Annotated in this window: 23 protein-coding genes and 1 pseudogene; 13 read left to right on the top strand and 11 right to left on the bottom strand. The window is 66.1% G+C overall.

Annotated elements, in window-relative coordinates; all coding sequences use genetic code 11:
- Window positions 1–5: 5 nt before the first annotated feature.
- Genes AC1DRE_RS00205 through AC1DRE_RS00195 form a run of 3 tightly spaced genes read left to right on the top strand, consistent with a single transcriptional unit; the run spans window position 6 to window position 3,090 of the window.
- Window positions 6–1,193: an aminotransferase class I/II-fold pyridoxal phosphate-dependent enzyme gene (locus tag AC1DRE_RS00205; protein ID WP_476983315.1), complete on the top strand. Its 1,188-nt coding sequence runs from the start codon at window positions 6–8 to the stop codon at window positions 1,191–1,193.
- On the top strand, window positions 1,190–1,867 hold the full coding sequence (gene bioD, locus AC1DRE_RS00200) for a dethiobiotin synthase (protein WP_476982815.1): 678 nt from the start codon (window positions 1,190–1,192) through the stop codon (window positions 1,865–1,867). The genes AC1DRE_RS00205 and bioD overlap by 4 nt, the downstream gene beginning before the upstream one ends.
- Entirely contained in the window at window positions 1,864–3,090 is a 1,227-nt protein-coding gene (locus tag AC1DRE_RS00195; protein WP_476982814.1) for a cytochrome P450, read from the top strand. The genes bioD and AC1DRE_RS00195 overlap by 4 nt, the downstream gene beginning before the upstream one ends.
- On the opposite strand, the gene AC1DRE_RS00190 is transcribed toward AC1DRE_RS00195, so the two are convergent.
- The 6 genes from AC1DRE_RS00190 to AC1DRE_RS00165 all read right to left on the bottom strand — a co-directional run bounded on the left by AC1DRE_RS00190 (window position 3,017) and on the right by AC1DRE_RS00165 (window position 8,330).
- Complete coding sequence (locus tag AC1DRE_RS00190) at window positions 3,017–3,415, bottom strand: hypothetical protein (protein WP_476982813.1); 399 nt, start codon at window positions 3,413–3,415, stop codon at window positions 3,017–3,019. The genes AC1DRE_RS00195 and AC1DRE_RS00190 overlap by 74 nt on opposite strands.
- On the bottom strand, window positions 3,391–4,035 hold the full coding sequence (locus AC1DRE_RS00185) for a bifunctional 4-hydroxy-2-oxoglutarate aldolase/2-dehydro-3-deoxy-phosphogluconate aldolase (RefSeq protein ID WP_476982812.1): 645 nt from the start codon (window positions 4,033–4,035) through the stop codon (window positions 3,391–3,393). Before AC1DRE_RS00185 ends, AC1DRE_RS00190 begins: the two co-directional genes overlap by 25 nt.
- Before the next feature lie 54 nt (window positions 4,036–4,089).
- Window positions 4,090–5,052 (bottom strand): sugar kinase, encoded by a 963-nt coding sequence (locus tag AC1DRE_RS00180; RefSeq protein ID WP_476982811.1) that lies wholly within the window; start codon window positions 5,050–5,052, stop codon window positions 4,090–4,092.
- Complete coding sequence (locus AC1DRE_RS00175; RefSeq protein WP_476982810.1) at window positions 5,049–5,957, bottom strand: carbohydrate ABC transporter permease; 909 nt, start codon at window positions 5,955–5,957, stop codon at window positions 5,049–5,051. Before AC1DRE_RS00175 ends, AC1DRE_RS00180 begins: the two co-directional genes overlap by 4 nt.
- A gap of 2 nt (window positions 5,958–5,959) precedes the next feature.
- Window positions 5,960–6,961 carry a carbohydrate ABC transporter permease gene (locus tag AC1DRE_RS00170; protein WP_476982809.1) on the bottom strand — a complete coding sequence of 334 codons (1,002 nt, stop codon included), beginning with the start codon at window positions 6,959–6,961 and terminating at the stop codon, window positions 5,960–5,962.
- Between the two features lie 79 nt (window positions 6,962–7,040).
- Window positions 7,041–8,330 carry an ABC transporter substrate-binding protein gene (locus tag AC1DRE_RS00165; protein WP_476982808.1) on the bottom strand — a complete coding sequence of 430 codons (1,290 nt, stop codon included), beginning with the start codon at window positions 8,328–8,330 and terminating at the stop codon, window positions 7,041–7,043.
- A 271-nt stretch (window positions 8,331–8,601) separates the two neighbouring features.
- Here AC1DRE_RS00165 and AC1DRE_RS00160 point away from each other — a divergent pair, with 271 nt between their 5' ends.
- The 10 genes from AC1DRE_RS00160 (at window position 8,602) to AC1DRE_RS00115 (ending at window position 21,555) form a co-directional block, all read left to right on the top strand.
- Window positions 8,602–9,621, top strand: a complete 1,020-nt coding sequence (locus AC1DRE_RS00160) for a LacI family DNA-binding transcriptional regulator (RefSeq protein WP_476982807.1) — start codon at window positions 8,602–8,604, stop codon at window positions 9,619–9,621.
- A 9-nt stretch (window positions 9,622–9,630) separates the two neighbouring features.
- Window positions 9,631–10,641, top strand: coding sequence for a Gfo/Idh/MocA family protein (locus AC1DRE_RS00155; protein WP_476982806.1), 1,011 nt, complete (start codon window positions 9,631–9,633; stop codon window positions 10,639–10,641).
- Between the two features lie 17 nt (window positions 10,642–10,658).
- Window positions 10,659–12,293 (top strand): acyl CoA:acetate/3-ketoacid CoA transferase, encoded by a 1,635-nt coding sequence (locus AC1DRE_RS00150; RefSeq protein WP_476982805.1) that lies wholly within the window; start codon window positions 10,659–10,661, stop codon window positions 12,291–12,293.
- Between the two features lie 32 nt (window positions 12,294–12,325).
- A complete protein-coding gene (locus AC1DRE_RS00145) occupies window positions 12,326–14,593 on the top strand; it encodes a gluconate 2-dehydrogenase subunit 3 family protein (protein ID WP_476982804.1) in 2,268 nt (755 codons plus the stop codon).
- On the top strand, window positions 14,590–15,414 hold the full coding sequence (locus AC1DRE_RS00140; RefSeq protein WP_476982803.1) for an enoyl-CoA hydratase/isomerase family protein: 825 nt from the start codon (window positions 14,590–14,592) through the stop codon (window positions 15,412–15,414). The genes AC1DRE_RS00145 and AC1DRE_RS00140 overlap by 4 nt, the downstream gene beginning before the upstream one ends.
- A gap of 40 nt (window positions 15,415–15,454) precedes the next feature.
- The gene (locus tag AC1DRE_RS00135) at window positions 15,455–16,972 is read left to right on the top strand and encodes an aldehyde dehydrogenase family protein (RefSeq protein WP_476982802.1); all 1,518 of its coding nucleotides are present in this window, start codon (window positions 15,455–15,457) and stop codon (window positions 16,970–16,972) included.
- 27 nt (window positions 16,973–16,999) lie between these two features.
- Window positions 17,000–18,217: a glycoside hydrolase family 88 protein gene (locus tag AC1DRE_RS00130; RefSeq protein ID WP_476982801.1), complete on the top strand. Its 1,218-nt coding sequence runs from the start codon at window positions 17,000–17,002 to the stop codon at window positions 18,215–18,217.
- Complete coding sequence (locus AC1DRE_RS00125) at window positions 18,214–19,827, top strand: GMC oxidoreductase (RefSeq protein ID WP_476982800.1); 1,614 nt, start codon at window positions 18,214–18,216, stop codon at window positions 19,825–19,827. Before AC1DRE_RS00130 ends, AC1DRE_RS00125 begins: the two co-directional genes overlap by 4 nt.
- Before the next feature lie 61 nt (window positions 19,828–19,888).
- The gene (locus AC1DRE_RS00120) at window positions 19,889–20,911 is read left to right on the top strand and encodes a LacI family DNA-binding transcriptional regulator (RefSeq protein WP_476982799.1); all 1,023 of its coding nucleotides are present in this window, start codon (window positions 19,889–19,891) and stop codon (window positions 20,909–20,911) included.
- Window positions 20,912–20,964: 53 nt separating this feature from the next.
- Complete coding sequence (locus AC1DRE_RS00115; protein WP_476982798.1) at window positions 20,965–21,555, top strand: heme-degrading domain-containing protein; 591 nt, start codon at window positions 20,965–20,967, stop codon at window positions 21,553–21,555.
- Here the strand turns inward: AC1DRE_RS00115 and AC1DRE_RS00110 are convergent.
- From AC1DRE_RS00110 to AC1DRE_RS00090, 5 genes and pseudogenes are all read right to left on the bottom strand, one after another.
- Window positions 21,530–21,649: pseudogene (locus AC1DRE_RS00110) on the bottom strand (flavin reductase family protein); the annotation flags it as partial. The gene AC1DRE_RS00115 and the pseudogene AC1DRE_RS00110 overlap by 26 nt on opposite strands.
- Window positions 21,646–21,945: a muconolactone Delta-isomerase gene (gene catC, locus AC1DRE_RS00105; RefSeq protein ID WP_476982797.1), complete on the bottom strand. Its 300-nt coding sequence runs from the start codon at window positions 21,943–21,945 to the stop codon at window positions 21,646–21,648. The gene catC and the pseudogene AC1DRE_RS00110, both read right to left, overlap by 4 nt.
- A gap of 41 nt (window positions 21,946–21,986) precedes the next feature.
- Window positions 21,987–22,853 (bottom strand): catechol 1,2-dioxygenase, encoded by an 867-nt coding sequence (gene catA / locus AC1DRE_RS00100; protein WP_476982796.1) that lies wholly within the window; start codon window positions 22,851–22,853, stop codon window positions 21,987–21,989.
- Between the two features lie 69 nt (window positions 22,854–22,922).
- Window positions 22,923–24,032, bottom strand: coding sequence for a mandelate racemase/muconate lactonizing enzyme family protein (locus AC1DRE_RS00095; protein ID WP_476982795.1), 1,110 nt, complete (start codon window positions 24,030–24,032; stop codon window positions 22,923–22,925).
- Complete coding sequence (locus AC1DRE_RS00090) at window positions 24,029–24,943, bottom strand: LysR substrate-binding domain-containing protein (RefSeq protein ID WP_476982794.1); 915 nt, start codon at window positions 24,941–24,943, stop codon at window positions 24,029–24,031. Before AC1DRE_RS00090 ends, AC1DRE_RS00095 begins: the two co-directional genes overlap by 4 nt.
- Between the last annotated feature and the right edge of the window lie 33 nt (window positions 24,944–24,976).

The raw sequence follows: 24,976 nt of genomic DNA, 5'->3' as shown, positions 1-24,976 counted from the left end.
CCTCGATGGCACAGTGGCTCGAGCGGCAGGCCGCGGTCCGGGACCGCCGGGGCCTGGTCCGCCGCCCGCTCGCCCGTGACGCGGACGAACGGTTCATAGACCTGGCCAGCAACGATTATCTGGGCCTCGCGGCGGACACCCGGGTTGCCCAGGCTGCTGCGGCTGCCGCTTCGGTGTGGGGCGCGGGCGCCACGTCCTCGCGCCTGGTGGCCGGAACCACGCGGCTGCATCTGGACCTCGAGCAGGAACTGGCCATGCTGACCGGGATGGAGACGGCGCTGGTCTTCTCCTCCGGCTATCTGGCCAACATCGGCGTGATCACGGCGCTCGGTGGCCCCGGGACCCTGATCATCGCGGACGAACACTGCCACGCCTCGATGATCGACGGATTCAGGCTCAGCCGCTCCCGCACCGAATCGTTCGCGCACAACAGCGTGGAGGACGCCGGCCGGCTGCTTGCCGGCCGGCCGGAACCGCGCGCACTGATCGCCGTCGAATCCCTCTACAGCGTCCTGGGCGACGAGGCCCCGCTCGCCGTCCTGCTGGCCCTGGCCGAGGAACACGACGCCGTGCTCCTCATCGACGAAGCGCACAGCCTCGGAGTCACCGGCACCGGTGACTTCCAGGGCCGCGGCTCGGTGGCCGGGACAGACCTTGCCGGGCATCCGAACGTGATCGTGACGGCCACCCTGTCCAAGGCCCTGGGCAGCCAGGGCGGCGCGGTCCTGGGATCCCCCCTCCTGCGGGAACACCTCGTGAACCGGGCCCGGAGCTTCATCTTCGACACCGGTCTGGCGCCTGCCTCTGCCGCGGCGGCCCTCGCCGCAGTGCGGATCGTCCGGGAAGAGCCCTGGCGGGCGGGAGCCGTCCGGAGCAACGCCACGGCGCTGGCCGCCGGGCTCGCCCCTGCCCTTGCGGCCGGCGGCACTGCGGTCGACCGCACTGCCGTCGAGCGGGCCGCCGTCGAGCAATCAGCGGGAGCCGTCCAGTCCATTGCCATGCCGTCCGCCGAAGCAGCGCTGGCGGCGGCCGGTGCCGCACGTGCTGCCGGCGTCCGGATCGGCTGCTTCCGCCCGCCGGCCGTTCCCGACGGAATTTCACGGCTGCGGCTCACCGCCCGCGCCACCCTTACACCCGAGGAAATCGAAGACAGCTGCGCAGTGCTGCGTGGCATTTTGGAGGAGCTTCCATGAACCTGCCCGGCATCATCCTGGTCACCGGAACGGACACCGGCGTCGGTAAAACGATGACGACGGCGGCCCTCGCCGCCGTCCTGCACGGAACGGGACGCAGCGTCGCAGTGTACAAACCGTGCCAGTCAGGAGCCGCCGACGGCGATTCCGACGCGGCCGAAATTGTCCGGCTCGCCGGCGCCGTGACAGCAGAAACGGGAGTCGTCCTACAGGAACCGCTGGCGCCCGTCGCTGCGGCCGCCGTCGACCGAACAACGCTCCCCAGCGTGGCTGCCCACGCCGAGAAGGTCCGCGCGCTCGCCGGGCGCCACGACCATGTCCTGGTTGAGGGCGCAGGCGGCCTCCTGGTGGAACTGGATTCCGACGGCTGCACCTTGGCAGACCTCGGATCGCTCCTGGCGGCCGCGTTCGTGCTTGTCGCGCGGCCTGCCCTCGGCACCCTGAACCACACGGCCCTGACCCTCGAGGCGCTGGACGCCCGGCACCTGCAGGTACTTGGGGTGGTGCTCGGAAGCTGGCCGCACATTCCGGATGTTGTGCACCACAGCAACCGGCAGGTGCTCGGATCGCTGCGGGTGCCTTTTTTCGGCGCCCTCCCCGAGCAGGCCTCGGGACTGTCCCCGGCGGATTTTCGCGCCGGCGCAGCTGCCTGGCTGAACGGCCTGCCCGCATGAACCCGGCGATGACGGCCGGACCCGCGGAGATGCTGGTGTCGGCGGGGCCGGGACGGACGGGACCGGCGGGACCGGGGGCCTTGGCAGTGACGGAGGCCCCGGGACAGACTGCCGGAGCCGGCGAGGCGCGGTGCCCGTACCTCGTGGTGCGTGACCCGGACGCGGTCCGTGAGGTGCTGCACCGTCCTGCCGACTTCAGCCCCGGCAATGCCCTGGTCGCGGTCACGCCACTGGAAGGACCGGCCCTACGCGTGCTGCAGCGCGTGGGCTTTGCGTTACCGCCTGTGCTGGCCAGCAACGACACGGGCACGCACGCCGGGATCCGCAAGGTGGTGGCGGGCTATTTCACACCAGCCACAGTCGCCGCCATGGAGCCGCGGATCCGGGAACTGGCCCGGGAAGCGGCAGGGAACGCCGCGGACCAGCTCGACCGTTCCGGCCACGTGGACCTGGTGCTGACGGTCGCGGCGTTTCCCCCGGCAGTCGTCATGCTCGAACTCCTCGGACTGCCCGTCCGGGATCTTGCGGATCTCAAACGGTGGGGCCTTGACTCCATGGAGCTGTTCTGGGGCTGGCCCGACGAGGACCGGCAACTCGAACTGGCCCACAGCGCCGCAGGTTTCTACGTCTGGCTGCGGAAGCTGGTTAAGGAATCCCTGGCGGCCCCCGGAGGCAACCTGTTCAAATCCCTGGCCGACCACGGGCTGTCCACTCCGGAGATGTGTTCGCTGGGCTACTTCCTGCTGATCGCCGGACAGGAAACCACCACCCAGCTGATCAGCACCACCCTGTTCCGGCTCCTCGAAGGATCCGCGCCCGTGGGCTGGAACGAGGCCGCCACCGAAACAGGCTCCAGGACCGTGGTCCGGCACGTACTCACCACCGAATCGTCCGTCCCCACCTGGCGCCGCGTGGCAGCCCGCGACACCCAGCTCGGTGACGCCCCGATCCCTGCCGGCGCCGAAATCCTCCTCGAACTGAGCGGCAATCCCATGACTTCACCGGACAGGAACGGACAGTCAACGGCCTACGGCCTGGTGTTCGGCTCCGGCATCCACCGCTGCCTCGGGGCCAAGCTCGCGGAGCTGGAGGCCGCCGTCACCGTCCAGGAAACTGCTGCAGCACTGCCCGGAATCCGGCTGCGGGACCTCACGCCCGAATGGATCCGGCTGCTGTCCTTCCAGGCTCCGCGGACAGTAACGGTAACGGACAGGCCACGCTGAGCCTCCCTAGGCTGTGATCCAGGTCGTGGCCGATCGTTTCCCGGGTGAAGAACATGGCGACAACGGTGATGGCGGTCAGCAGGGCAAGGGTTCCGGCTATCGGCAGCCATGCTCCCAGTCCGGCTTCAGCGGCGTCGGGTCCGCCGTTCGACGCGACGACCGCGCTTGCACCGAGCCCCTGAAGAAGCCGGAGCGCGATAAGCAGGATCGGGGCGATGATCCCCACTCCCCCGCCGTACCAGTCGCGGGCGGACCCGTTCCAGGTCGGGAGGACGCCGCTGAGGGTGCCGGCGCCGCCCGTCAGCGTGACGGTGGCAGGGAGCACGAACTGACTGACGTAAGCAGTTCACGGACGGCTGCGGACCGCGCGTCGGAGGAGAAATCCGAGCTCAGGCCGACGACGCTGACACCTGCTGACAGGTAGTCTTGGGCGCTCGCCGCCTTCATGCCGCCCGTGGCGATGAACTGCATGTCGGGGAAGGGGCCCTTCATGGCTGGGACCCACCCGGGGCCGAGAAGGGAGGCTGGAAATGCCTTGAGCCAGGTGAGGCCAAAGGCCTTGGCACGGAGAATTTCACTGGGGGTTGCCACGCCGGGGAGGTGCGGAATGCCGCGCCGGATGCTTTCCCGGATGACGCCATCATCCAGGCCCGGAGAAACCGTAAAAGACGCACTGGCCGACTCTGCCGCGTCCAGCTGCTCGATGCTGATGATGGTGCCTGCGCCGACCGCAACACCTCGTTCTGAGGCGGCGCCGGCCACGGCGGCCAGCGTCCTGACGGCGTCCTGGGTTTCGATGGTGACTTCGACGTGCTGGACGCCCGCGTCCCAGGCCCTCGTGGCCGACCGCACCGCTTCCCCGGGGGTAAGGCCGCGGAGCACGGCGATAACGGGGACCCGGAAGAAGCCGTCGTCGAACCAGTCATTGAGCAATGTGTGTACCAAGGTGTTCTCTTTCAGGGGTTGTGCCGCGGGTCGGTGTTCTGCAGCGGTAGTGCGTCAGCTGTACGCCGTCTGCTGGTTGCCGTGTTCGTAGATGCGGGGTTGGGTACCGTGGCCGGGGCGGAAGTCGGCACGCGTACCCAGTGTCCAGGCGGCAAATGAGTGGCCCAGGGCGAGCCGGTCCGCGGGCTTGTCTCCGCGAAGCAGCCCGGCAAGGAATCCGGCCGCGAACGCATCGCCCGCGCCCACAGGCTCGACCACGTCCACCCGGTGGGCGGGCATCCGGTGGACACGTTCTTCGCGGTTTTCTTCCCGGACGAACTCCACTGCTTCCGTGGCCGAGTCCTTAATTACCAGGTGCCGCGGGCCGGGCAGGAGATCCGATACCTGTTCCGCCGCAGTGCACCCCCACAACGTTTCAGCTTCATCCAGGCCCACGAGGACGACGTAGGACATGCCGGCCAGCTCCAGAAGTCGCGGGCCCGCAACATCAGCGTTCCATAACGCGGGTCGGTAGTTGACGTCGAAGGAGACCTTGTATCCCTTCGCCTGTGCCTCCACGAGAAGATGCTCTGCCAGCGCCGAGCAGCCGGCTGACAGCGCGGCGTTGATGCCGCTGGTATGGATCCAGCCGGTTTGTTCCAGTTGCCAGGCGTCGGAATCGGCCGGCGCCATGCGGGAGGCCGCGGACCCGGCCCGGTAGTACAGCGTCCTGGCTCCGTGGCCCAGATCCGGATCCTTGAAATACACCCCGGTGGGGCATGTACTGTCACGGGTGACGAAGCTGACGTCCACTCCGCGGGCTGCCAGGCCTCCCAGGATGCGTTGGCCGAACGGGTCCTCGCCGACGCGGCTGGCCCAGCCGGTCCGGTAGCCGAATTCGGCCAGATGGGCTGCGACGTTGGATTCGGCTCCCCCGAAGCCCAGCAGGCATTCATCAGCCTTGCTGAGTGACTCGGACCCGGCGGGGGTGACCACAGCCATGGTTTCACCAACGCAGAGCACGTCCAGGAAGGTCATTTCACGGCTCCTGCAGTGAGGCCGCTGACAAAGAACCTGCCCAGGACAAGGTAGAGCAGGACGGTTGGCGCGGCGACGAGCACTGCACCGGCCATCAGTTCGGAGTAGTCAACGGTGGTGGTTCCAATGAGGTTGTTCAGGGTCACAGTGGCGGGCCACGCTGCCGGCGAGGCCAGGATGAAGCCGAACAGGAAGTCGTTCCAGATGTTGGTGCACTGGAAGATTCCCGCGACGACGAAGCCCGGCACGGAGAGCGGGAGCATCACCCGGATGTAGGTCTTCCAGATCCCTGCCCCGTCGATGGAGGCAGCCTCGATGATGGCGCTGGGGATGCCCTCGTAGTAGTTGCGGAAGATCAGGGTGGTGATCGGGATGCCGTAGATGATGTGGACCAGGATCAGGCCGATGATGCTTCCTTGGAGATGCAGCATGTTCAGGAACTGGAAGACGGGGATGATCACGGCCTGGAACGGGATGAACATGCCCACGAGCAGAACCGTGAAGAGGGCGTTGGATCCCCGGAACGGGAACTTGGACAGGACGTAGCCGTTGATCGAGCCCAGAAGGCAGGAGATCAGTGCAGCAGGGACGGTGATCTGCAAAGAATTCACGAGGGATCCATGAAGCTTTGTCCAGGCGCCTTTGAAGGCATCAAGGCTCGGCGCATCCGGGAAGGCGAGGAAGAAGTTCGGCGCCCCGGTGCTTCCTGAAAGTGCCGTGGTGATGATGACGTAGACAGGCACGAGCATGCCGAGCGTCGCGAGGGTACAGACAGCCAGGACAATCCAGCCGCCCGGGGTCTTGGGGATGTTCCAGGACCGCGGCTTGGGGGCCAGCTTGCCGGGGCGCCGGCGTGGTGCCTGGGCTGTTCGGGACGGTGTCGGTTCGAGGGTTTCGACGGCCATTTCTATGCCTTTCGCTCTTTCCGGTATCCGCGTACGAGGTAGGGGACGATCACCACGAGGGTCAGCAGGAGCAGAATGATCGCCATTGCCGAGGCTTTGTCGTAACGGCTGGTGAGGTAGTTGTAGATGTATATGCCGGGCACGTCGGTGACGAATCCGGGGCCGGAGCCTGACATGGCGACGACGAGGTCGAAGATTTTCAGGGCCACGTGAAGCAGGAGTACAAAACACGTGATGGTGGAGGGCCACAGCTGGGGAAGCACGATGTACCGGAGGCGCTGCCACACGTTTGCGCCATCAACGTTGGCGGCCTCGAGGTGTTCTTCCGGGATGGAAGCCAGCCCGGCAAGGTACATGGCCATGGCGAAGCCGACGAGCTGCCATGCGGCCGCGAAGATAATAGGCAGCAGCGCCACCGGAATACCGAACTGGACTTTGAGGAAGTCCGTTCCTGAGGAGTCGTTCAGGGCGCCGAGGATCGTGGTGTCGGTGGTCCATCCCGGAGGATTCTCGATGCCCATACTCCGCAGGATTTCGTTGACTCCGGTGGAGGGAGCAAAGATCCAGCGCCAGGCAACACCGGTGACGATGAAGGACAGCGCGTACGGCAGGAGGAATACTGTCCGGAACAGGCCCTTGCCGACAGAGACGTGGTGGATGAACAAGGCGGCTATCAGTCCGCCGAGGATGGCCAGGACCAGGAAGATGATCGTGAAAATCACCACATTGCGGATATCTGCCTGGAACCGCTGTTCCTGGACGATTTCGGCGTAAGTGCCACCGAACGGCTGGCGCAGTGTCAGGTTCGGGCTGGTTCCGATCTTCCAGTTCGACAGGGAGATGTAGACCGTGATGCCGATGAAGACGTACACGAAGAGGAAGCTGACGAGCAGGCTGGGTGCGAAGATCCAGGCGGCCCGGCGGGATGTCTTGACGTTGTGGGGCACTTGCTTCTTCGGCCGGGGGCCGGGCGGTGCCGGTGGCAGAGCTGTTGAGGTTGTCATGAGTGAACTGTTCCTGTCCGGGGGTGTGGCTGCAGGGACCTGCAGCCACACCCTTCCGACTTGGTTGGCTGACCGGCTGCTACAGCTGGGTCTTCTGGGCCTGCGTCATGCTGGCGATGAAGGCATCGATGTTGCTGCTGCCGTTGAAGGTGGAGACTGCGTCGGCGTACGTCTGGGCGAATTCGGCTCCGGCGGCCTGGGCATGGGCCAGGGAGGAGACCACTGCCCCTGAGGCGAGGCTCTTGGCAGCTTCCTGCTGGTATGCGGACAACCCGGAGATGTCGGCGGAGGTTACCGCCGGGATTGACCCCTTCCTGGCTGCGAATTCCGTCTGGATCTTCGGGTCCATCAGGGTCTTCAGCCACGTCCGGGCGGCTGCGGCATGCGGAATATTGGTGGCCGGGATGGAGAAACCGTCCCCGACGTAGTCGAAGATGTCCTCCTTGCCTGGGAAGCTCACCCAGGCGAAGTCCTCGCCGGGCTTCTTTCCGGCGTTGAGCAACTCACCGTACGCCCAGTCCCCCATCAGGTTGACGGCGCAGTCGCCATCGGCCATCTTCTTGGCGGCTTCATCCCAGGTGATGGCCGAGTGATCCTTGTTGGCAAGGGCAAGGATGGCCTTGTAGTCCTCCAGTGCCTGCTTCACTTCGGGGGCGTCGAAGGAATACTCGTTGGTGAACAGCTTCGTCCAGTTGTCTGCACCCGCCCGGGACATGATGAGGGACTCCAGCAGCTGGGCCGAGGCGAAGATGTCCTTGTCTCCGAGGCAGACCGGCGTGGTTCCGCTGGCCTGGACCTGCTTGAGGCTGCTGATGAGTCCGTCGACGCCGGCGGCGTCGATCTTGACGTTGGCCTTGGCCAGCACGGACGGGTTGGTCCACAAGACGTTGCCGCGGTGGACGCCGATCGGAACGGTGTAATACTTGCCGTCGACCTGCTGGGCTTCGGCCACGTCCTTGGGCATCTGGGACGCCCAGTTGCCCTCGGTCCACAACTCCGTCAGGTCGGCGACCTGCCCGCCGTCGACGTAACTCTTCAGCTGCCCGGCGGGATGGACCTGCCAGGCATCCGGCGGGCTGCCGGCCTGCAGCCTCGCGGCCAGGGCCTGCCGCGCGTTGGCGCCGCCACCGCCGGAGACCGCCGCGTTGTCCACGGACAACCCGGGTGAGGACTTCTTCACGCCGTCGATCAGCACGTTGAGCGCATCCGCCTCTGAACCGGAGGTCCACCAGGACGTGATTTCGAGTTTGTCGGAGCCTCCCCCGGTGGAGCTTCCGGCGGGGGCGTTGGCGGAACATCCGGTTACTGCAATGAGGCTTGCTGCTGCCGTTGCGGCCAGCGAAATCCTGAGCTTGATAGGTGCACGCATGACTACTCTCCTTTGGGTTGTCAGACGCCGGATAAGGCCCGGCTGGAGCCTGCGTTGTGGTTCAGATTACATAGTTAAGTAGATCGATGCAATAGAAATCTCAGGAGTGCCACCGCCCGCCTCTTGAAATCACTCCAAGCTAAAGGCCGGCAGCGAGATTTCCCTAGATTTCGCCATGACGGTCTGGTGGATTTCTATTGGATCGGTCTACCAACTGCATCAGAAACGTGGTAGAAATATTGGACCGAGCCTGAAGGGAGATGGACAAGCAATGAAGAAAGTGACTCTGAGTGATGTCAGCCGGGCCGCCGGAGTATCGCGATCTACTGCGTCGCTGGTGCTGCGCGGAAACCCGCGGATTCCGGAGGCAACGTCAGACCGCGTGCGGCTGGCCATGGCCGAACTCGGCTATGTCTACAACCGGCAGGCCGCGAACATGCGCCGCAGCGAATCCATGACCCTGGGCCTGATCGTGACGGACATCCGCAACCCCTATTTTGCGGGTCTGACCATGACCATCGAGGAGGCCGCGCACGACGCCGGATACACCCTCTTCGTCGGGTACAGCAGGGACGATGTGGAGCGGCAGTACCTGCAGCTGGAGACCATGGTCCAACAGCAGGTCGACGGCATTTTCCTGCTTCCGGCCACAGGGTCCGAGCTGGCCCCGGTCTGCGGCATCATTGACCGTTCCTCCGTGCCGGTTGTCCAGCTGGCCCGCTACTTCTCGGAGGAACTGGACTATGTGGGCCCCGACAACGTCGCTGCCGGCCAGCAACTGGCACAGCACGTGTCCTCCCTGGGGGCGTCAACGGCGGTATTGGTCGGAGGCCCGGAGCATTCTTCGGCACGTATCGAACGGATCAAGGGCCTGGAAACCGGGTTTACGGGAAGTTGCGTGGCGTTCGATGCTTCCCTGTCGGCCGCGACAACGAACAACGCTGCGGGCGGGTCCGAAGGCGTGGCCCGCGTCCTTGACCAGGGGATCTGGCCTGACTGCATCGTCGCCTACAGTGACGCGGTCGCCCTTGGAATCTACGCCGAACTGCGCCGGCGAAACCTCGACCCGGGCCGCGACGTCTCGGTGGCCAGCTTTGACGACATCGCCATGGCCGAACTGCTGCTGCCGCCGCTGACCTCGGTGTCCACCTACCCCGAACTGATCGGACGCAGGGCAGCCGAGCTGCTGCTGAACCGTATCCGCGACCCGGCGCTGCAACCACAGCGCTCCCTCATTGAACCGGCCCTGAAAGTCAGAGCCTCCACCGCCCAATGGCGACCCCGAACGTAGGAGAACAGAATGCCAGCACTGAAATGGGGCCTGATCGGCGCCAGCGACATCGCTGCCACCCGGGTCATCGGCGCTATCCGGGCCAGCGGCGGTGACACCGTTGGCGTCTTCAGCGGGTCGGCAGACCGGGCCAGGGACTTCGCCGCGGTCCACGGGCTGCCCAACTTCACCACAGAACTGGACGGTCTCCTGGGCTGGGACATCGACGCCGTCTACATCTCCTCCACGAACGCCTTGCACTTCGAGCAGGCAACCAGCGCGCTCAACGCCGGAAAGCACGTCCTCTGCGAGAAACCACTCGCCCTTGAAGCCGGCCAGGCCGAGGCCATAGTGGAACTGGCAGAGGAGAGGGGCCTGGTGCTCGCCGCAAACCACCACCTTCCCGGCAGCCCGCTGCACGCCACAGTGCGCGATCTCGTCGCCGCCGGCGCCATCGGCACAGTCCTCTCGGCCAAGATCGCCCACGCGGTGCTCCTGCCGGAACGGCTCCGCGGCTGGCGGCTCGGGAAAGGCACCCCCGGGAGCGGAGTGATCCTCGACATCACCTGCCACGACGCTTCGGTGCTGAACCCGCTGCTGGGCACGCCGGTGGAAGTCAGCGCGCTGGCCGTCCGACAGGCCGGCTGGAACACCGGCGGGCAGGAAGATGCCGCCATGACCGTCATCCGCTACGAGCGGGACGGCCTGCCACCGGTTCTGGCCCAGACCCATGACTCGTTCACCGTCGGATACGCCGGGACCTTCCTGGAAGTCCACGGTACGGAAGGCACCATCCGGGTCACCGACGCCATGACGCAGGACACCGCGGGCCAGGTCATCCTGACCACCGGGTCAGGCAGCCAGGCGGTCGACGTCGACTGCTCAGAAGACCTCTACCTCATCGGCCTGCGAGCCTTCACCGCAGCAGTGGATGGCACGGGCCGCCCTGCGGCGAGCGGCCGGGACGGCCTGATGGCCCTCAAAGTCGCCCTCGCCGCCCAGGAATCCGCAAACTCCGGACGCACCGTCCACATCAACTAACAGCCAGAAAGAACGTCATGCAGAAGGTACAGATCCTCACCGCCCGCGAAGCAGCGGACCTCATCCACGACGACGACGTCATCACCGTCAGCTCCTCCAGCGCCCTCGGCTGCCCGGACAGCGTCCTGGCCGGAATCGGCCAGCGGTTCGAGGAAACCGCCCGCCCGGTCAACCTGACTTCCGTACATCCGATCGCCGCCGGCGACATGTACGGCGTCAAGGGCATCGACCACATCGCCCGGCCGGGGCTGCTCCGCAAGGTCATCGCCGGGTCCTACCCTTCCGGGCCCTCCAGCGCGGAACCGCCGCTGATCTGGCAGATGATCGAGCGTGACGAAGTGGAGGCGTACAACTTCCCGTCCGGTGTCATCTACCAGATGCACCGCACTGCCGCGGCCAAGCAGCCGGGCGTCTTCACCCAGGTGGGCCTGGATACCTTTATCGACCCCCGCCTCCAGGGCGGACGGATGAACGGCAGCACACCCGCAAGCCACGTGGAGACCGCCACCCTGGCCGGGAAGGAATGGCTGTTCTTCCCGTCCGTCATCCCCAACGTCGCGATCATCCGCGCCACCACCGCCGACGAATACGGCAACCTGACCTTCGAGGACGAAGGATCCCCGCTCGGTGCCCTGGACCTGGCCTACGCCGCGCACAACAACGGCGGCGTCGTCATCGCCCAGGTCAAGCGCCTGGCTGAGGCCGGCAGCCTCCACCCGCAGCATGTGAAGGTTCCCGGCATCCTCGTCGACGCCATTGTGATCGCCGAAGACCAGCTCCAGACCACGCTGACCCCCAACGATCCGGCAATCTCAGGCCAGCTGCGCAGGCCGCTGAGCTCGCTCCCCCACATCGGCTTCTCCCTGGAGAAGATCACCGCCCGCCGCGCCGCCCAGGAGCTCAAAGCAGGCGAGATCGTGAACCTCGGCTTCGGTGTCTCCGCCCTCGTCCCGCACGTCCTGGTTGAAGAAAACCAGGGGCGGGAAGTCAGCTGGGTCATTGAACAGGGCGCCGTCGGCGGCGTCCCGCTGCTGGACTTCGCGTTCGGCTGCGCCCAGAACCCCGATGCGATCATGCCCAGCATTGATCAGTTCACCCTCCTGCAGGGCGGCGGCTTCCACCGTTCGCTGCTTTCCTTCCTGGAAATCGACCGGCACGGCAACGTCAACGTCCATCACCTGCCCAAAAAGCGCCACGTCACCGCGGGCGTCGGCGGCTTCGCCGACATCACCTCGTCGGCCCCGGAGATCATCTTTATGGGCGCCTTCACTGCCGGACGCCGGGACATAGCCGCCGGCGGGAACGGCCTGGACATCCGCGCCGACGGGCCTTTCACGAAGTTCGTCAACGATGTCTCGGCCGTGACATTCTCGGGACCGCGGGCCCTGGCCCGCGGCCAGAAAGTCAAATACATCACCGAACGCGCGGTGCTGGAACTGACCGCCGACGGCCTCGTCGTCACTGAAATTGCCCCCGGCGTCGACCTGCAAAAGGACGTCCTCGACCGCTGCGAATTCCCGCTCATCGTCTCCGCGGACCTGCGCACCATGGACCTCGCCTTGTTCGCCGACGCACCCGTCGGCCTCCACCTTCCGACGCTGCCGCTGCACGAGCGGATCGAACAGCGCACCGCCTCGCTGGCCGCGCACTGACGCGCGGCCGAAACGCCTGAAAGGACCCTCACATGAGCAGCCTCCGTATCCTCACGCCCTACGAATCCGAACTCGCCGATGCCCTGTTCGAGGCGATGTTCCCCACCGACGGTGGGAGCCCCGACGTCCGTGAGGCGGGAGTCACCGAATATCTGGACCTCACCCTGGAGGGCTACGGACGCAAGGACCTCCCCCGCTACCAGTGGTTGTTCGGTGCACTGGACCGCTACGCGGATAACAAATACGGCCGGAACTTCGCGGCCCTCACCCTTGACGAACGGACGGACACACTGGTCCGGCTCGAGCAGGGCGAACTGACCGAACAACTCCCTGCCGCGGAACAGCGGGACCTCTTCGGGCTGGTTGTTTCCCACCTGCAGGAAGGTCTCTTCGCGGACCCTGCCCACGGCGGAAACAAGGACGCCGTCGGCTGGAACTTCCTTAGGCACCCCGGTGTCTGGCTGGAAAACTCCGCCGAAGAAAACCTTAGCGGCGAACATGTGACCAAGGGCGGGGTCATCAAAACCCTTGCCGACGCGATGCAGGAAATCCCCCGCGACGCCGACGGCCACCGGCTCAAGCAGCTCGGCTACGAAAACGCCGTCAACCCCCAGATGACCGATGAAGTGGACGTCCTGCTCGTTGGGGTGGGCGCCATGGGCGGACTCAGCGCCCAGGTCTTCGCGGAGGCCGGCCTGAGCGTCGTCGGCCTCGAAGCGGGCCCCTTCCGTCCCCTCGACGAGTTCCTCCCCGACGAACTCGAACACGCCTACTACACCCGGGGCGGACTGGGCCCGAAGTTCCAGCAGGAAACCCCGCGCTGGCGCGAAACCCCGGACGAGGAAGACAGCCGGGAGGCAACGTTCTCGCTGGGCCGCATGGTCAACGGCGTCGGCGGATCCGCAGGCCACTACGGGTCATGGCTCCGCCGCTTCCACCCTTGGCAGTTCGCCCCCAAGAGCCACTACGACGGCCTCTACGGCACCGGCGCGCTGCCCGAGGACTGCACCCTGGCGGACTGGCCTGTCACTTATGAGGACCTGGAGCCGTTTTACACCAGGCTCGAGCACCTGATCGGCATTGCCGGGGACGAGTCCAACCCGTTCGTCAAGCGGAGCAAGCCGCTCCCGCTGCCGCCGACCCGTCCGTTCATCCTGGGCAACAAATTCACCGAGACCACCAAAGCTGCCGGGCTGCACCCGCATCCTGTGCCCGTGGGCTTCACCACCGAATCCTATGGAGGGCGACCGGCCACCGGTTACAGCGCCTGGAACAACGGCCTCGGTTCCTTCCGCGGTGACCGCTGGCACCCGGGCCTGGGACCCGTACCGGCCGCGATCGAAACGGGGAACTTTGAACTGCGCACCCACTCCCGCGTCACCCGGATCATCATGGATGACTCCGGCGCCGCCCGGGGCGTGGAATGGGTTGATCCGCTCGGCCGGGTGCGCCGCCAGTACGCCCGCGCCGTCATCCTCTCGGCGTACACCTACGAGAACCTGCGCCTGATGTACCTCTCGGCCGACTCCCGGCACGAGAACGGGCTCGGTAACAACACCGGCCAGCTGGGCATGCACTACATGACCAAGATGTTCGGCCACGTGGACGCGCTGTTCCCAGGGACCGAATTCAATCGGCACACCGGCCCCGCCGCGCAAGGCGTCGTTCTGGACGACTTCCTCTCACCCGGGTTCCGCTCCTTGGACCACGGCTTCATCGGCGGCGCCACCCTCGGCGCCGAACAGCAGGCCCTGCCGCTGCAGATCGCCCGCGAAACCCTGCCCGGGGACGTCCGCCGCTGGGGCGCCGGCTACCGCGACCACCTGAAGCTCTGGTCCCAGCAGGGCGTCATCCGGATCCAGCCCGACGCGCTGCCCTATGCTTCGCACCGGCTGGAGATCGACCCACGGCACCGCGACTCCTCCGGGCTTGGCATGCCGCTGGTCCGTGTGACCTACCGGCTCCGCGACAACGAGCGGCGCCTGGCGTCCTGGATGGCGGACAAGGCAACCGGCCTGCTCCGGGACATGGGCGCCACCAAGACCTGGCAGGGCCCGTACTTCACCGGCGTCGGCTCCAGCCACGACCTCGGCGGCGCACGCTTCGGCCACGACCCGGCTGACGCTGTTCTCGACGAGCACCTGGCAGTCCATGACACCCGCAACCTGTACATGTACTCCGGCGCCGCCTTCCCCAGCTGCCCCGGGATCAACCCCACCCTGACCATCTGGGCCATCGTCATGCGCGCCGCCGAACACCTCGCCGGCGAACTCGGCGGACACCGAAAGGACCAGCCATGAGCACCGAAACCACCCCCCTGACAGAACAGCCCGTCAGTGAGGCCACCGAACAGGTCACCGTCGGCTACTCCGCAGACGGCCGCACGGCCACCATTCTGATTGACAGGTCATCGAAACTGAACGCCCTGACCCTTGGACTCCTCGACGGCCTCGCCGCCGCGGCCCGGGAGGTTGCCGCCTCGTCGGCCCGGCTGGTCGTCGTCCGCACCGGGGGCGAGAAGGTCTTCTGCGTCGGTGCGGACATCAACCACTTCGCAGGTCTCGGCGCCGCAGGGATGTGGCGGGACTGGATCGCCACCGGGCACCGCGCCTTCGATGCCCTCGCCGGGATGCGGCAGCCCAGCATCGCCGTGATCGACGGCCTCGCCTACGGTGGCGGGCTGGAGCTTGCCCTGGCCTGCGACTTCCGCGTCATCGCCACCGACGCACGGGTGGCATTGCCCGAAACAGGCCTGGGCACGGTTCCGGGGTGGGGCGGCACCGAACGGGCCACTGAACTCGTCGGCAGGGCGCGGGCCAAGGAACTCGTCCTGACCCGCCGTCAGCTCTCCGGCGAGGAAGCCGTCGCCTGGGGACTGGCCACCGCCGTCGCACCCAAAGACGAGCTGGAAGGCGCGGTGGCGCGGCTCAGCGCCGACCTGCTGGCGGGGGCGCCGCTGGCGGTGCAGCTGGGCAAGCAACTGATCAACGCAGCCGCCGACGGCGCCCCGTCCCGGGTGCTCGAAGCCCTGGCCGGCGGCCTCGCCGCCGCCACCGACGACCTTGCCGAGGGCGTCGCCGCCTTTCGGGAAAAGCGCCCGGCGCATTTCACGGACAACTGACGCAGCCCGGCACACAGAACTCTTTCTAAGGACACCAGACATGGAAACCAAGAGCTACACGCTCGACGACGTCGAGCCCACCTACCGCCCGATGATCATCGACGGCGAAGACGCCCAGGCGCAAAGCGGCCGGACCTTCACCCGGCTGAGCCCGGCCCATGAAGTTGAGGTCACTTCCTTCCCGCACGGCGGCCAGGAGGACGTTGACCGTGCGGTCACCGCCGCCCGCACGGCCCTCGACCGCGGCTGGCGCCAGTCCAGCGGATCCGAGAGGTCCAAGCTGCTCCTGAAAGTGGCCGACCTCGTCCGCCGCGACGCCGAGGCGCTGGCGCTGGCCGAGACCCTGGAGACCGGCAAACCCATTACCCAGTCCCGCAACGAAGTCGCCGGCACCGCCGAGCTGTGGGAATACGCCGCCAGCCTGGCCCGCAACACCCAGGGCGACGCCCACAACGCCCTCGGCCGGGACACCCTGGCCATGGTGGTCCACGAACCCATCGGCGTCGTCGGCATGATCACGCCGTGGAACTTCCCGCTGCTGATCATCAGCCAGAAACTGCCCTTCGCCCTGGCCGCAGGCAACACTGCCGTGATCAAACCCAGTGAAAGCACGTCAGCCACCACCGTCATGCTGGGCCAACTCATCCGCGAAGCGGGCTTCCCCGCCGGCGTCGTCAACATCGTCACGGGCGACCGCGTGGTCGGGGCGGCCATCGCGGATCACCCCGGCATCGACATGATCAGCTTCACCGGCTCCACCGGTGTGGGCAAGGGAATTGCCGCCGCGGCGGGCCGGGACCTGAAGAAGGTGGAACTCGAACTCGGCGGGAAGAACCCGCAGATCATCACGCCCAACGCTGACTTCACCGCCGCGGTCGACGCCGGCGTCTTCGGCGGCTACTTCAACGTCGGCCAGTGCTGCAATTCCGGCAGCCGCCTCATCGTGCACCGTTCCATGGCCGACGAATTCGCCGCCGCCGTCGTCGAGCGGGCCAAGCACATGCGCGTAGGCGACCCGCTCAAGGCAGACACCCTCGTCGGTTCCCTTGTCAACGACGCCCAGCTCGCCGTCGTCGAACGCTACGTGGCCGAAGGCCGCGACGCCGGGGCCCACCTGCTCACCGGCGGCGGCCGGCTCGATACCGGGCTCAACGGCCGCTTCTTCCAACCGACAGTCTTTACGGACGTGACCGCCCGGATGTCCATCGCCACCGAGGAGATCTTCGGACCCGTCCTGTCCGTCCTGCCCTACGACACCCTGGAGGAGGCCATCGGGATCGCAAACTCCACCTCGTTCGGCCTGTCCGCGGGGATCTGGAGCAACGACATCAACGAAGCCCTGACCGCCGCCCGCGATCTGCGCGCCGGAACCGTCTGGGTCAACCGATGGATGGACGGCTACCCCGAAGTGCCGTTCGGCGGCTATGGACACAGCGGCATCGGCCGCGAACTGGGACGCCAGGCGCTCGCAGAGTTCAGCGAACTGAAAACCATCCAGCTCCAGGTCGGCATCCGCGAAAACCGCTGGGTCGACGCCCCCGACGCCGCCCGCCGCTAAGACCCCAAACCCCTGAAAGAAACGAACATGACAACCACAACCGCCGCAGCCCCCGCGAACGCCACCGCGGAAGTGCTGCCGACCATGCTCCCCCTCACCCTCCCTGCCGGGTATAAAGTGCCGGCAGCGTTCCGTGAGGCAGCCGCCAAGGCATGGAAAACCGCCTCAGCGAAACTGGACGGACTGATCACCAGACACCCGGACCGGTTCCCGCTGTACACCGAGGAAGGCAAATGGGTGGTCGACGGCGAGGCATGGACCAACTGGTGCGAAGGCTTCCTCGGCGGCCAGCTCTGGATGCTCTCCCGCCGGGCCGGCGACGCCGACCGCGCCCGCTACCGCAGCGCCGCCGAACACTACTCCGAGCTCATCGAAGAACGGAAAAGCGACGACACAGTCCATGACCTGGGCTTCCTCTTCTGGTCCACCTACCGGCGCTGGTACGAAGCCACGGGGGACACCACCAAGCGCGACGTCGTCATCGAGGCCGGACGCACCACCGCCAGCCGCTACCGGGAAACCGGCCGGTACATGCCCAGCTTCCGCCAGCCCGACAGCCTGTTCATCGACATCATGATGAACATCCACATGGCGCTCTACGCAGCACAACAGACCGGTGACCAGGACATGGCCCGCAAAGCCGTGGACCACTGCCTGACCACCCGCCGGTTCCTCATGCGCGGCGACGGCTCCGCGTCCCACGAAGGCATGTTCGACCTGGAAACCGGCGCCTTCCTGAAGCAGACCACGCAACAGGGATTCTCCGACGAAGGATCCTGGGCCCGCGGACAGGCCTGGGCCCTCTACGGCTTCGGCACCGTCTACCGCTTCACCGGCGAACTGCGCTTCCTCGAAACAGCCATCGCCGCCGCCGACTTTTACATCGAAAGGACCGGCGACCGCCTCGTGCCGCCCAACGACTGGGACGAACCAAACCCCGCCCGGCCCTACGAAACGTCCGCGGCTGCCGCCGCAGCGGGAGGCTTCTGGCAGCTCGCCGGCCTCGTCCAGGACCGCACCAAAGCGCAGGTCTATGCGGACTACGCGGTGGACATCCTGCTTCGCCTGACCGAGGACGACGTCCTTGCCGGGCCGGGCGAGGACTGGGAAGGCGTGCTCAAGCACGGCAGCTACCATGAGGGCAAGGACCTGGGCGTCGACGAATCCGTGATGTGGGGCGACTACTGGTTCCTGGACACCATCGACCAGATCCAGCAGTTCGACGAAGGCCGGAGAGGCCGGTGACTACCCTGTCGCGGAAAACCATTGACGAGGCGCCCTGTCCGGGAGTGTCGGCGGAGCCTGCGCGCCCGGACGAGGTGATCCGGACCGACATCGCCATCATCGGATCAGGCATGGGCGGCGGCACCATGGCGTACGCACTGAAGGACTCCGGGGCCGAGGTGCTGATCATCGAACGCGGCCACCGCCTTCCTGCGGAGCCGCAGAACTCCGACCTGGACGAGGTGTACCTCAAGGGCCGGTACAAGAATGCCGACACCTGGTATAACGGCCGTACCGGCGAAGCCTTCAAGCCCGGCGTCTACTACTGGGTGGGAGGCTGCACCAAGGTCTACGGCGCCTGCCTGCCGCGCTTCCGCGCCAGCGACTTCGAGGAGACGACGCACCAGGATGGGACCTCCCCGGCATGGCCGTTCAGCTACGAGGACCTCGAGCCCTACTACGCGCGGGCCGAGAAGCTGTTCCGGGTCCGTGGCCAGATCGGCGAAGACCCCACCGAGCCCGCCCATTCGGGGGCCTACGCGTTCCCGGCATTGGACCACGAACCGGTCATCCAGGACCTTGCCGACTCCTTCCGCCGTCAAGGCCTGCACCCCTTCCGGATGGCCAACGGCCTCGACGCCGACACTCCGGAAAAGCGCGCCCTCTGCGCCACCAGCGACGGCGCCCCGAACGCAGCCGGACTGAAGTCCGACGCCGAAAGGATCGCCATCGACCCGGCCCTTGCGGCTGGGGTAGATCTCATGACGGATGCCAGGGTCATCCGCCTCATCCCAGGACGGGACGGGCGGACCATCGTCGCCGCCCTGGCTGAACGTGATGACCGCCTCATCCGCATCGAAGCCGACAAGTTCATCCTTGCCGCAGGCGCCGTGAACTCAGCAGCGCTCCTGCTGGGCTCGGCCACGCCGGAGTTTCCCCGGGGCCTGGCCAACTCCTCCGGACTCGTGGGCCGGAACTACATGGTGCACAACAGCACCTTCTTCATCGGCATCAACCCGTTCAGGGTCAACCGCACGCTGTGGCAGAAGACCCTGGGCCTCAACGACTGGTATGAAGCCGGACCCACCAACAAATACCCGCTGGGAAACCTGCAGATGCTCGGAAAGCTGCGCGCCAGCATGCTCAAGATGGCCAAACCCTGGGCGCCATCCTGGCTGCTGAAGGGCTTGTCCGACCGCAGCATCGACATCTACCTGACCACCGAGGACCTGCCGCGGAAGAGCAACGGCATCAACCTGGTCAACGGAAACATCCACGTCTGGTGGGAGCCGAACAACCTCGGGCCCCACAAGGAACTGGTCCGCCGGATCCGCAATGCCGTCCGGAAGGCCGGGTATCCGGTCATCCTCAGTGAGCGCATGGGCATCGAAACCAACTCCCACCAATGCGGAACGGCCGTGGCAGGAGACGATCCCGCCAGCAGCGTTCTCCGTCCGGACTGCCGCGCCCATGACCTGGACAACCTGTGGATCGTGGACAGTTCCTTCTTTCCTTCATCGGCTGCCCTCAATCCGGCCCTGACCATCGCGGCCAACGCCCTCCGGGTCGCGGACACCATCCTCGCCACCCGCGACCCGGGCGTCCAGCGGCTCTCCGCGGGAAAGGATTGATAAAGTCGAGACGCGGGGAGCGCCGCTTCTCCGCCTATCGACCCACCGGCAGGATTACAGCATGGCCCCGCGCATCACCCTAGAAGACGTGAGCAAGGCTGCCGGCGTCTCCCGTTCCACGGCCTCCCTTGTCGTTCGCGGCAGCTCCCGCATCCCTGAGTCCACAGCGGCCAAGGTACGCGAAGCGATGAACGATCTGGGCTACGTGTACAACCGGCAGGCTGCCAACCTGCGGCAGAGCCGGTCGATGACCATCGGGCTCATCGTCACCGAGATCATCAACCCCTATTTCGCCGAGCTGGCGATGGCCGTGGACCAGATCACCCATGACTCCGGCTACACCATCTTCATCGGCTACAGCCGGGACCATGCTGACCGGCAGCATGAAATCATCTCTTCCATGATCGAACGCCAGGTCGACGGGATCCTCCTGCTGCCGGCGCCGGACACGGACCCGGAAAAGCTCGCCAAGCAGGTCAATGCCGCCAACGTCCCGGTGGTTCTGCTCGCACGCCGGTTCGCCGGCTTCGATTACGTCGGCAGTGAGAACGTCAAGGGGGCATCCATGCTCGGAGGTCACCTCTCGGCGTTGGGCTGCCGGAGCGTGGCGTTCCTCGGTGGCCTGGCGGCATCATCCCTCGCCGAACGGGAGGAAGGCCTGCGGGCGTCGCTTGAACCCAATGGCTGCGAGGTGTGGAGCACGGACGAGTTCCGCAGCCCCATCACCCCCGAAGGGGGCGCCGCCGCGGTGGGCCGGCTCTTCGACCAGGGAAAACTTCCCGACGCGATCATCGCCTATAACGACGCCGTCGCCCAGGGTGTCTACGACGAGATGCGGCGCCGGGGGCTGGAGCCCGGCCGCGACCTCGCGGTGGCATCCTTCGACGACACCCGCATCGCCGCAAGCCAGGTTCCTCCCATGACATCCGTGGCCGGATTCCCCCAGGAGATCGGGGCGAAAGGCACCGAAATGCTAATGTCCCGCCTCTCCGACGGGAACGCAGACATGCCCACCCAACAGACCCTCATCCAGCCCCAGCTCAAGATCCGGTCCTCCACGGCCACCTGGCGGCCCCGGACGTAACCACGCCGTGCGGTATCCCCTCCGGGAACCGCCGCGACGGCCAAAGACAGGAAATGATCCTTATGGTCCCCGAACCCGCCGCTCCTACGGCCGCAGCACAGGCAGAATTCGACCCGGACTCCCCCGACAGGCAGTCCGAGCCGGCGCTACGGTCGCTGATCGCACGCATCGAAGGTGAAGTCCGCGCGTTACAGCTGGGCAGTTTCAGCCAATCCGATGCCCTCGCTCTTGGCCTGTTGCTGGTGGAGATGGCTACAGGGCGGAAACTCCCGGTCGCCATCGACATCCGCCGGAACGAACACATCCTCTTCCACGTCTCCCTGCCCGGCGCGACACCGGACAACGAAATCTGGGTGGAGAAAAAGAGCAGGACGGCGGAGCGGTATGCCGAACCGTCGCTTCTGGTCGGTCTCAAAGGCAGGATTGGCGGGGGAACCCTGGAGGACAACGGCTGGTTCGACCAGACACGCTACGCGCCCCACGGCGGTGCCTTCCCGATATACGTAAAGGGCACCGGGCACGTGGCAACCGTGACAGTTTCGGGGTTGCCGCAGAAGGCCGACCACGAGTTCGTCGTGGAGGCACTCACGTCGTTCGTTGGAGCCCAGGGCCACCGCGGGTACTCGAGGTCCGTGCCGGGCTGAACGCCACCAGTGCCGGTTCCAGCGACAGGGACGAGAAAGACTGGCAGGTGAAGCCGGCCCGGCCGTTCTTGGTTGCGGCGGTGAACCCGGTCATACCCCCGGACCTGAGACCAGTGCAATGTCCGAGGGATGGGCTGCCAGCGGCGTGATGTCCATCTTCATGTAAGGGAAGAGCGGCAGTCCCCACAGGATCTCGTGCAGGCGTTCATTACCGGCAACATCGAAGATGCTGATGTTCGCGTACTCGCCCACGCACCGCCAGATGTTCTGCCACTCCCCCGTGCGCTGCAGTTCCTGCGAATAGGCTTTTTCCTCGGCCAGCAGCTGTGTCTTTGCGTGTTCTTCCATGTTCTGGGGGATGGTGACGTTCATACGGACTGCAAAAAGCATGGTCTGGTCCTTTGTTCGCGTCTCGAGCTTGGCGCTCTGGCTTAGGCGAGGTCGGCGTCGAGCACGAAGTCGTAGGTGACTTCGTTGCCCGCACCCCCGGTGCGCGGGGTGGGGCTAAGGACGAGTTCCGGCTTGACCGCCGAGGCGATGTCGTCGGACAGGTGCTGGTCACCTTCGAAGTAGAGCTGCGCGGTCAGCAGCTGGTACCCGGGAGCAGACACCTTCAGGTGCAGGTGGGCCGGGCGCCAGGCGTGCCAGCCGGCCGCGGCGATCAGCTTGCCGCAGGCGCCGTCGGTGGGAATCTGGTACGGCGCGGGCTGCACGGTGTTCAGGGCGAAGATACCCTCGGCGTCCGCCACGACCGTGCCGCGCAGGTTCCATTCGGGAAGCCCCGGCGCGAACTGGGAGTAGAAACCGTTGTCATCTGCATGCCAGATTTCCACGTGGGCGCCGGATAGCGGGCTGCCGTCGACGGCGCGGACCTGGCCTTGGAACAGCAGCGGCGTGCCGCCTTCGCCGTCACGCATGGGCAGCGTGGCCGGAGTTTCGAGCGTCGGCGAACCCGGAACATAGTACGGACCCTCGATGGTGCCTTTGTTGCCCTCGCGGTCCTCCGTGGAGACTTCCTCCACAACGTGCTCCACCCAGACATCCAGGAAGAGCGGCCATTCGCCGTCCTCGCCCACGCTGATCAGCCAGGACTTGAGGGCGTTGAATTCGTCATAAGTCACCTTGTGCTTGCGGATGGTTTCGTAAACCGCGCCCAGGACTTCGTTGGCCAGCAGCGAGACCCGCTCTTTCGGAACTGCCAGCGCCGCCGTCTTGCCGCTCTCACGGAAACGTTCAGTGGCAGCGCTGCCGGACTCTGCGGCTTTGGCCTCAAATTCGGTGTGCTGGGTTGTCATCATTGACTCACTTTCTGAAGGGCGCCTGCCTCGTTGCCGGCGCTGTGGGGTTGGGTTTGTGTTCCGGGAAGGTCAGTTGTCGACGTCGAGCCGGTACTTGGCCAGCTTCTCGGGATCTATGTCGATTCCGATGCCGGGGACCTGGCGCGCCGCAAGCCTGCCGTCCACGATTTCCAGGGGGACGGCCAGGAGGTCATCGCTCATGTCCAGAAAATTGGAGAGCTCCCCCGCCCGCCGGGTGGTGGATTGGAAGGCCGCACCGAACGTGACCGTGCACAGGGTTCCGAGCTGGCCATCGATCTGGTTGCCCATCACCACCTCGGCACCCAGTCCGTCGCACTGGAACAGCACGCGCTGGGAGTGCGAGAAACCGGTGCGGGCTGTCTTGATGCTGACGGCATTGGCGGCTCCGCTGAGCAGTTCGCGCGTCACCTGTCCTGGGTTGGTGGCACTTTCGTCTGCCACGAACGGGACAGGACAACGCTCCACGAGCCACTTCCGGCCGAGGACGTCGTCGGCCGGGCACAGCTCTTCAGCAAGAGTCAGGTCAAGATCCGCCATGGCGTTGAGGGCGCGGAGGGATTCCGACGGCGTCCAGCCGCGGTTTCCGTCGACATACAGTTCGATGTCCGGACCGAGTTCCTCGCGGAGCGCGCGGCAAACAGCCACATCCAGCCCAAACGGCCTGCGGCCCACTTTCACCTTGAACGTGGTAATCCCGTAGGTGTCGCGCATGCGCTCCGCCTCGGCCACCATTTTTGCGGGTTCGGCGAAGCCGAGCATATGACTGACGCGCATGCTGTCCGAGAAGCCGCCCAACAGGGCTGTTACCGGCTGCCCGAGGGTCTTGCCGATGGCGTCCCAGATGGCCATGTCCACGGCGGACTTGGCCGTCGGGTTGCCAACCGTCCTGTCCATAACGGCATGCACTTGTTCCCGATCAAGGATGGACATGCCCGTGATCTGGGGCGCGAAGAGCGTCGTGATCACCGCCACGATGGATTCCTGCGTTTCGCCGTAGGTAAACGGCCTGGCGGGCGCTTCGGCAAACCCGACGAAACCGTCATCAGTCCGGACGCGGACCAGGACGTGTGACGCGGTGTGCACCTCGCCGCTGGCGAAGCGCAGGGGCTTGAGGTAAGGGATGGCGAACGGAATCGCCTCGATGGAAATGATTTTCACGGAAGTCCTCCGGAGTAGCTTGGTTCCAGGAAAACGCGGTTGTCTTCCAGGGTGGCGAGGAAGGCGTCTACCAGCGGTGACTCGCTGGGGCGGCGCCATGCCACCGCGAGCTCGACCTGTTCCGCCCCGGATACTGTCCGGTACTGCACTCCGGTGAGAGCGATTCCTCGGACGGATTCCGGAAGGACGGCGACGCCGAGACCTGCCGCGACGAGGGACAGCTGCGTCGAGGTCTTTGCGGATTCATGCGCGACGTTGGGGTGGTAGCCAGCCGCACGGCACGCGCGGATAACGGCATCGTTGACGACTGACCGGGAGGCGGCCGGATACATGATGAAGTCCTCGGCACGCAGTTCCCCGACGGTCACAGTGTCAGCCGACGTGAGGCGGTGACCGGCAGGAAGGGCCACCACGAAATTCTCCCGGGCTATGGCCCGCACTGTCAGTGACGGTTCGCTCGCGGGCGGCCGCAGCACGCCCACGTCGATTTCGCCTGCGGCGAGGGCCAGCTCAATGGCGGGCGTCAGCATCTCCGTGTGGATGTCCAGCACGACATCCGGCAGGTGTTCCTTCACCAGCCGCGCCAGAGCCGGAAGCTGGGTGTAGGAGGCCGTGCCCGTCAACCCGATGCGAAGAGTCCCCGCTTTGCCTTCGGCAAACTGCCGTGCCCTCCGGGCGGCTTCCTCGACGTTCCGGAGGATACGCTGCGCATCCTCGAAAAACGCTTCACCGGCCGGGGTCAGCTTCACGCTCCGGGTGGTCCGCGCAAACAGCTCCGCTCCCAGCTCAGCCTCCAGCTGGCGGATCTGCTGCGACAGCGGCGGCTGGGCCATCTTCAGGCGCTCGGCAGCCTGGCCGAAGTGACACGTTTCGGCGACTACGACGAAGTAGCGCAAATGCCGTAGCTCCATGGCGCATTGCCCTTTCCTGTGTTCTGCCTCACC

Source organism: Arthrobacter sp. P4_H3, assembly GCF_056400885.1.
The sequence above is the reverse complement of the archived record's forward strand: the minus strand, read 5'-3'. Positions and strand labels throughout refer to the sequence as shown.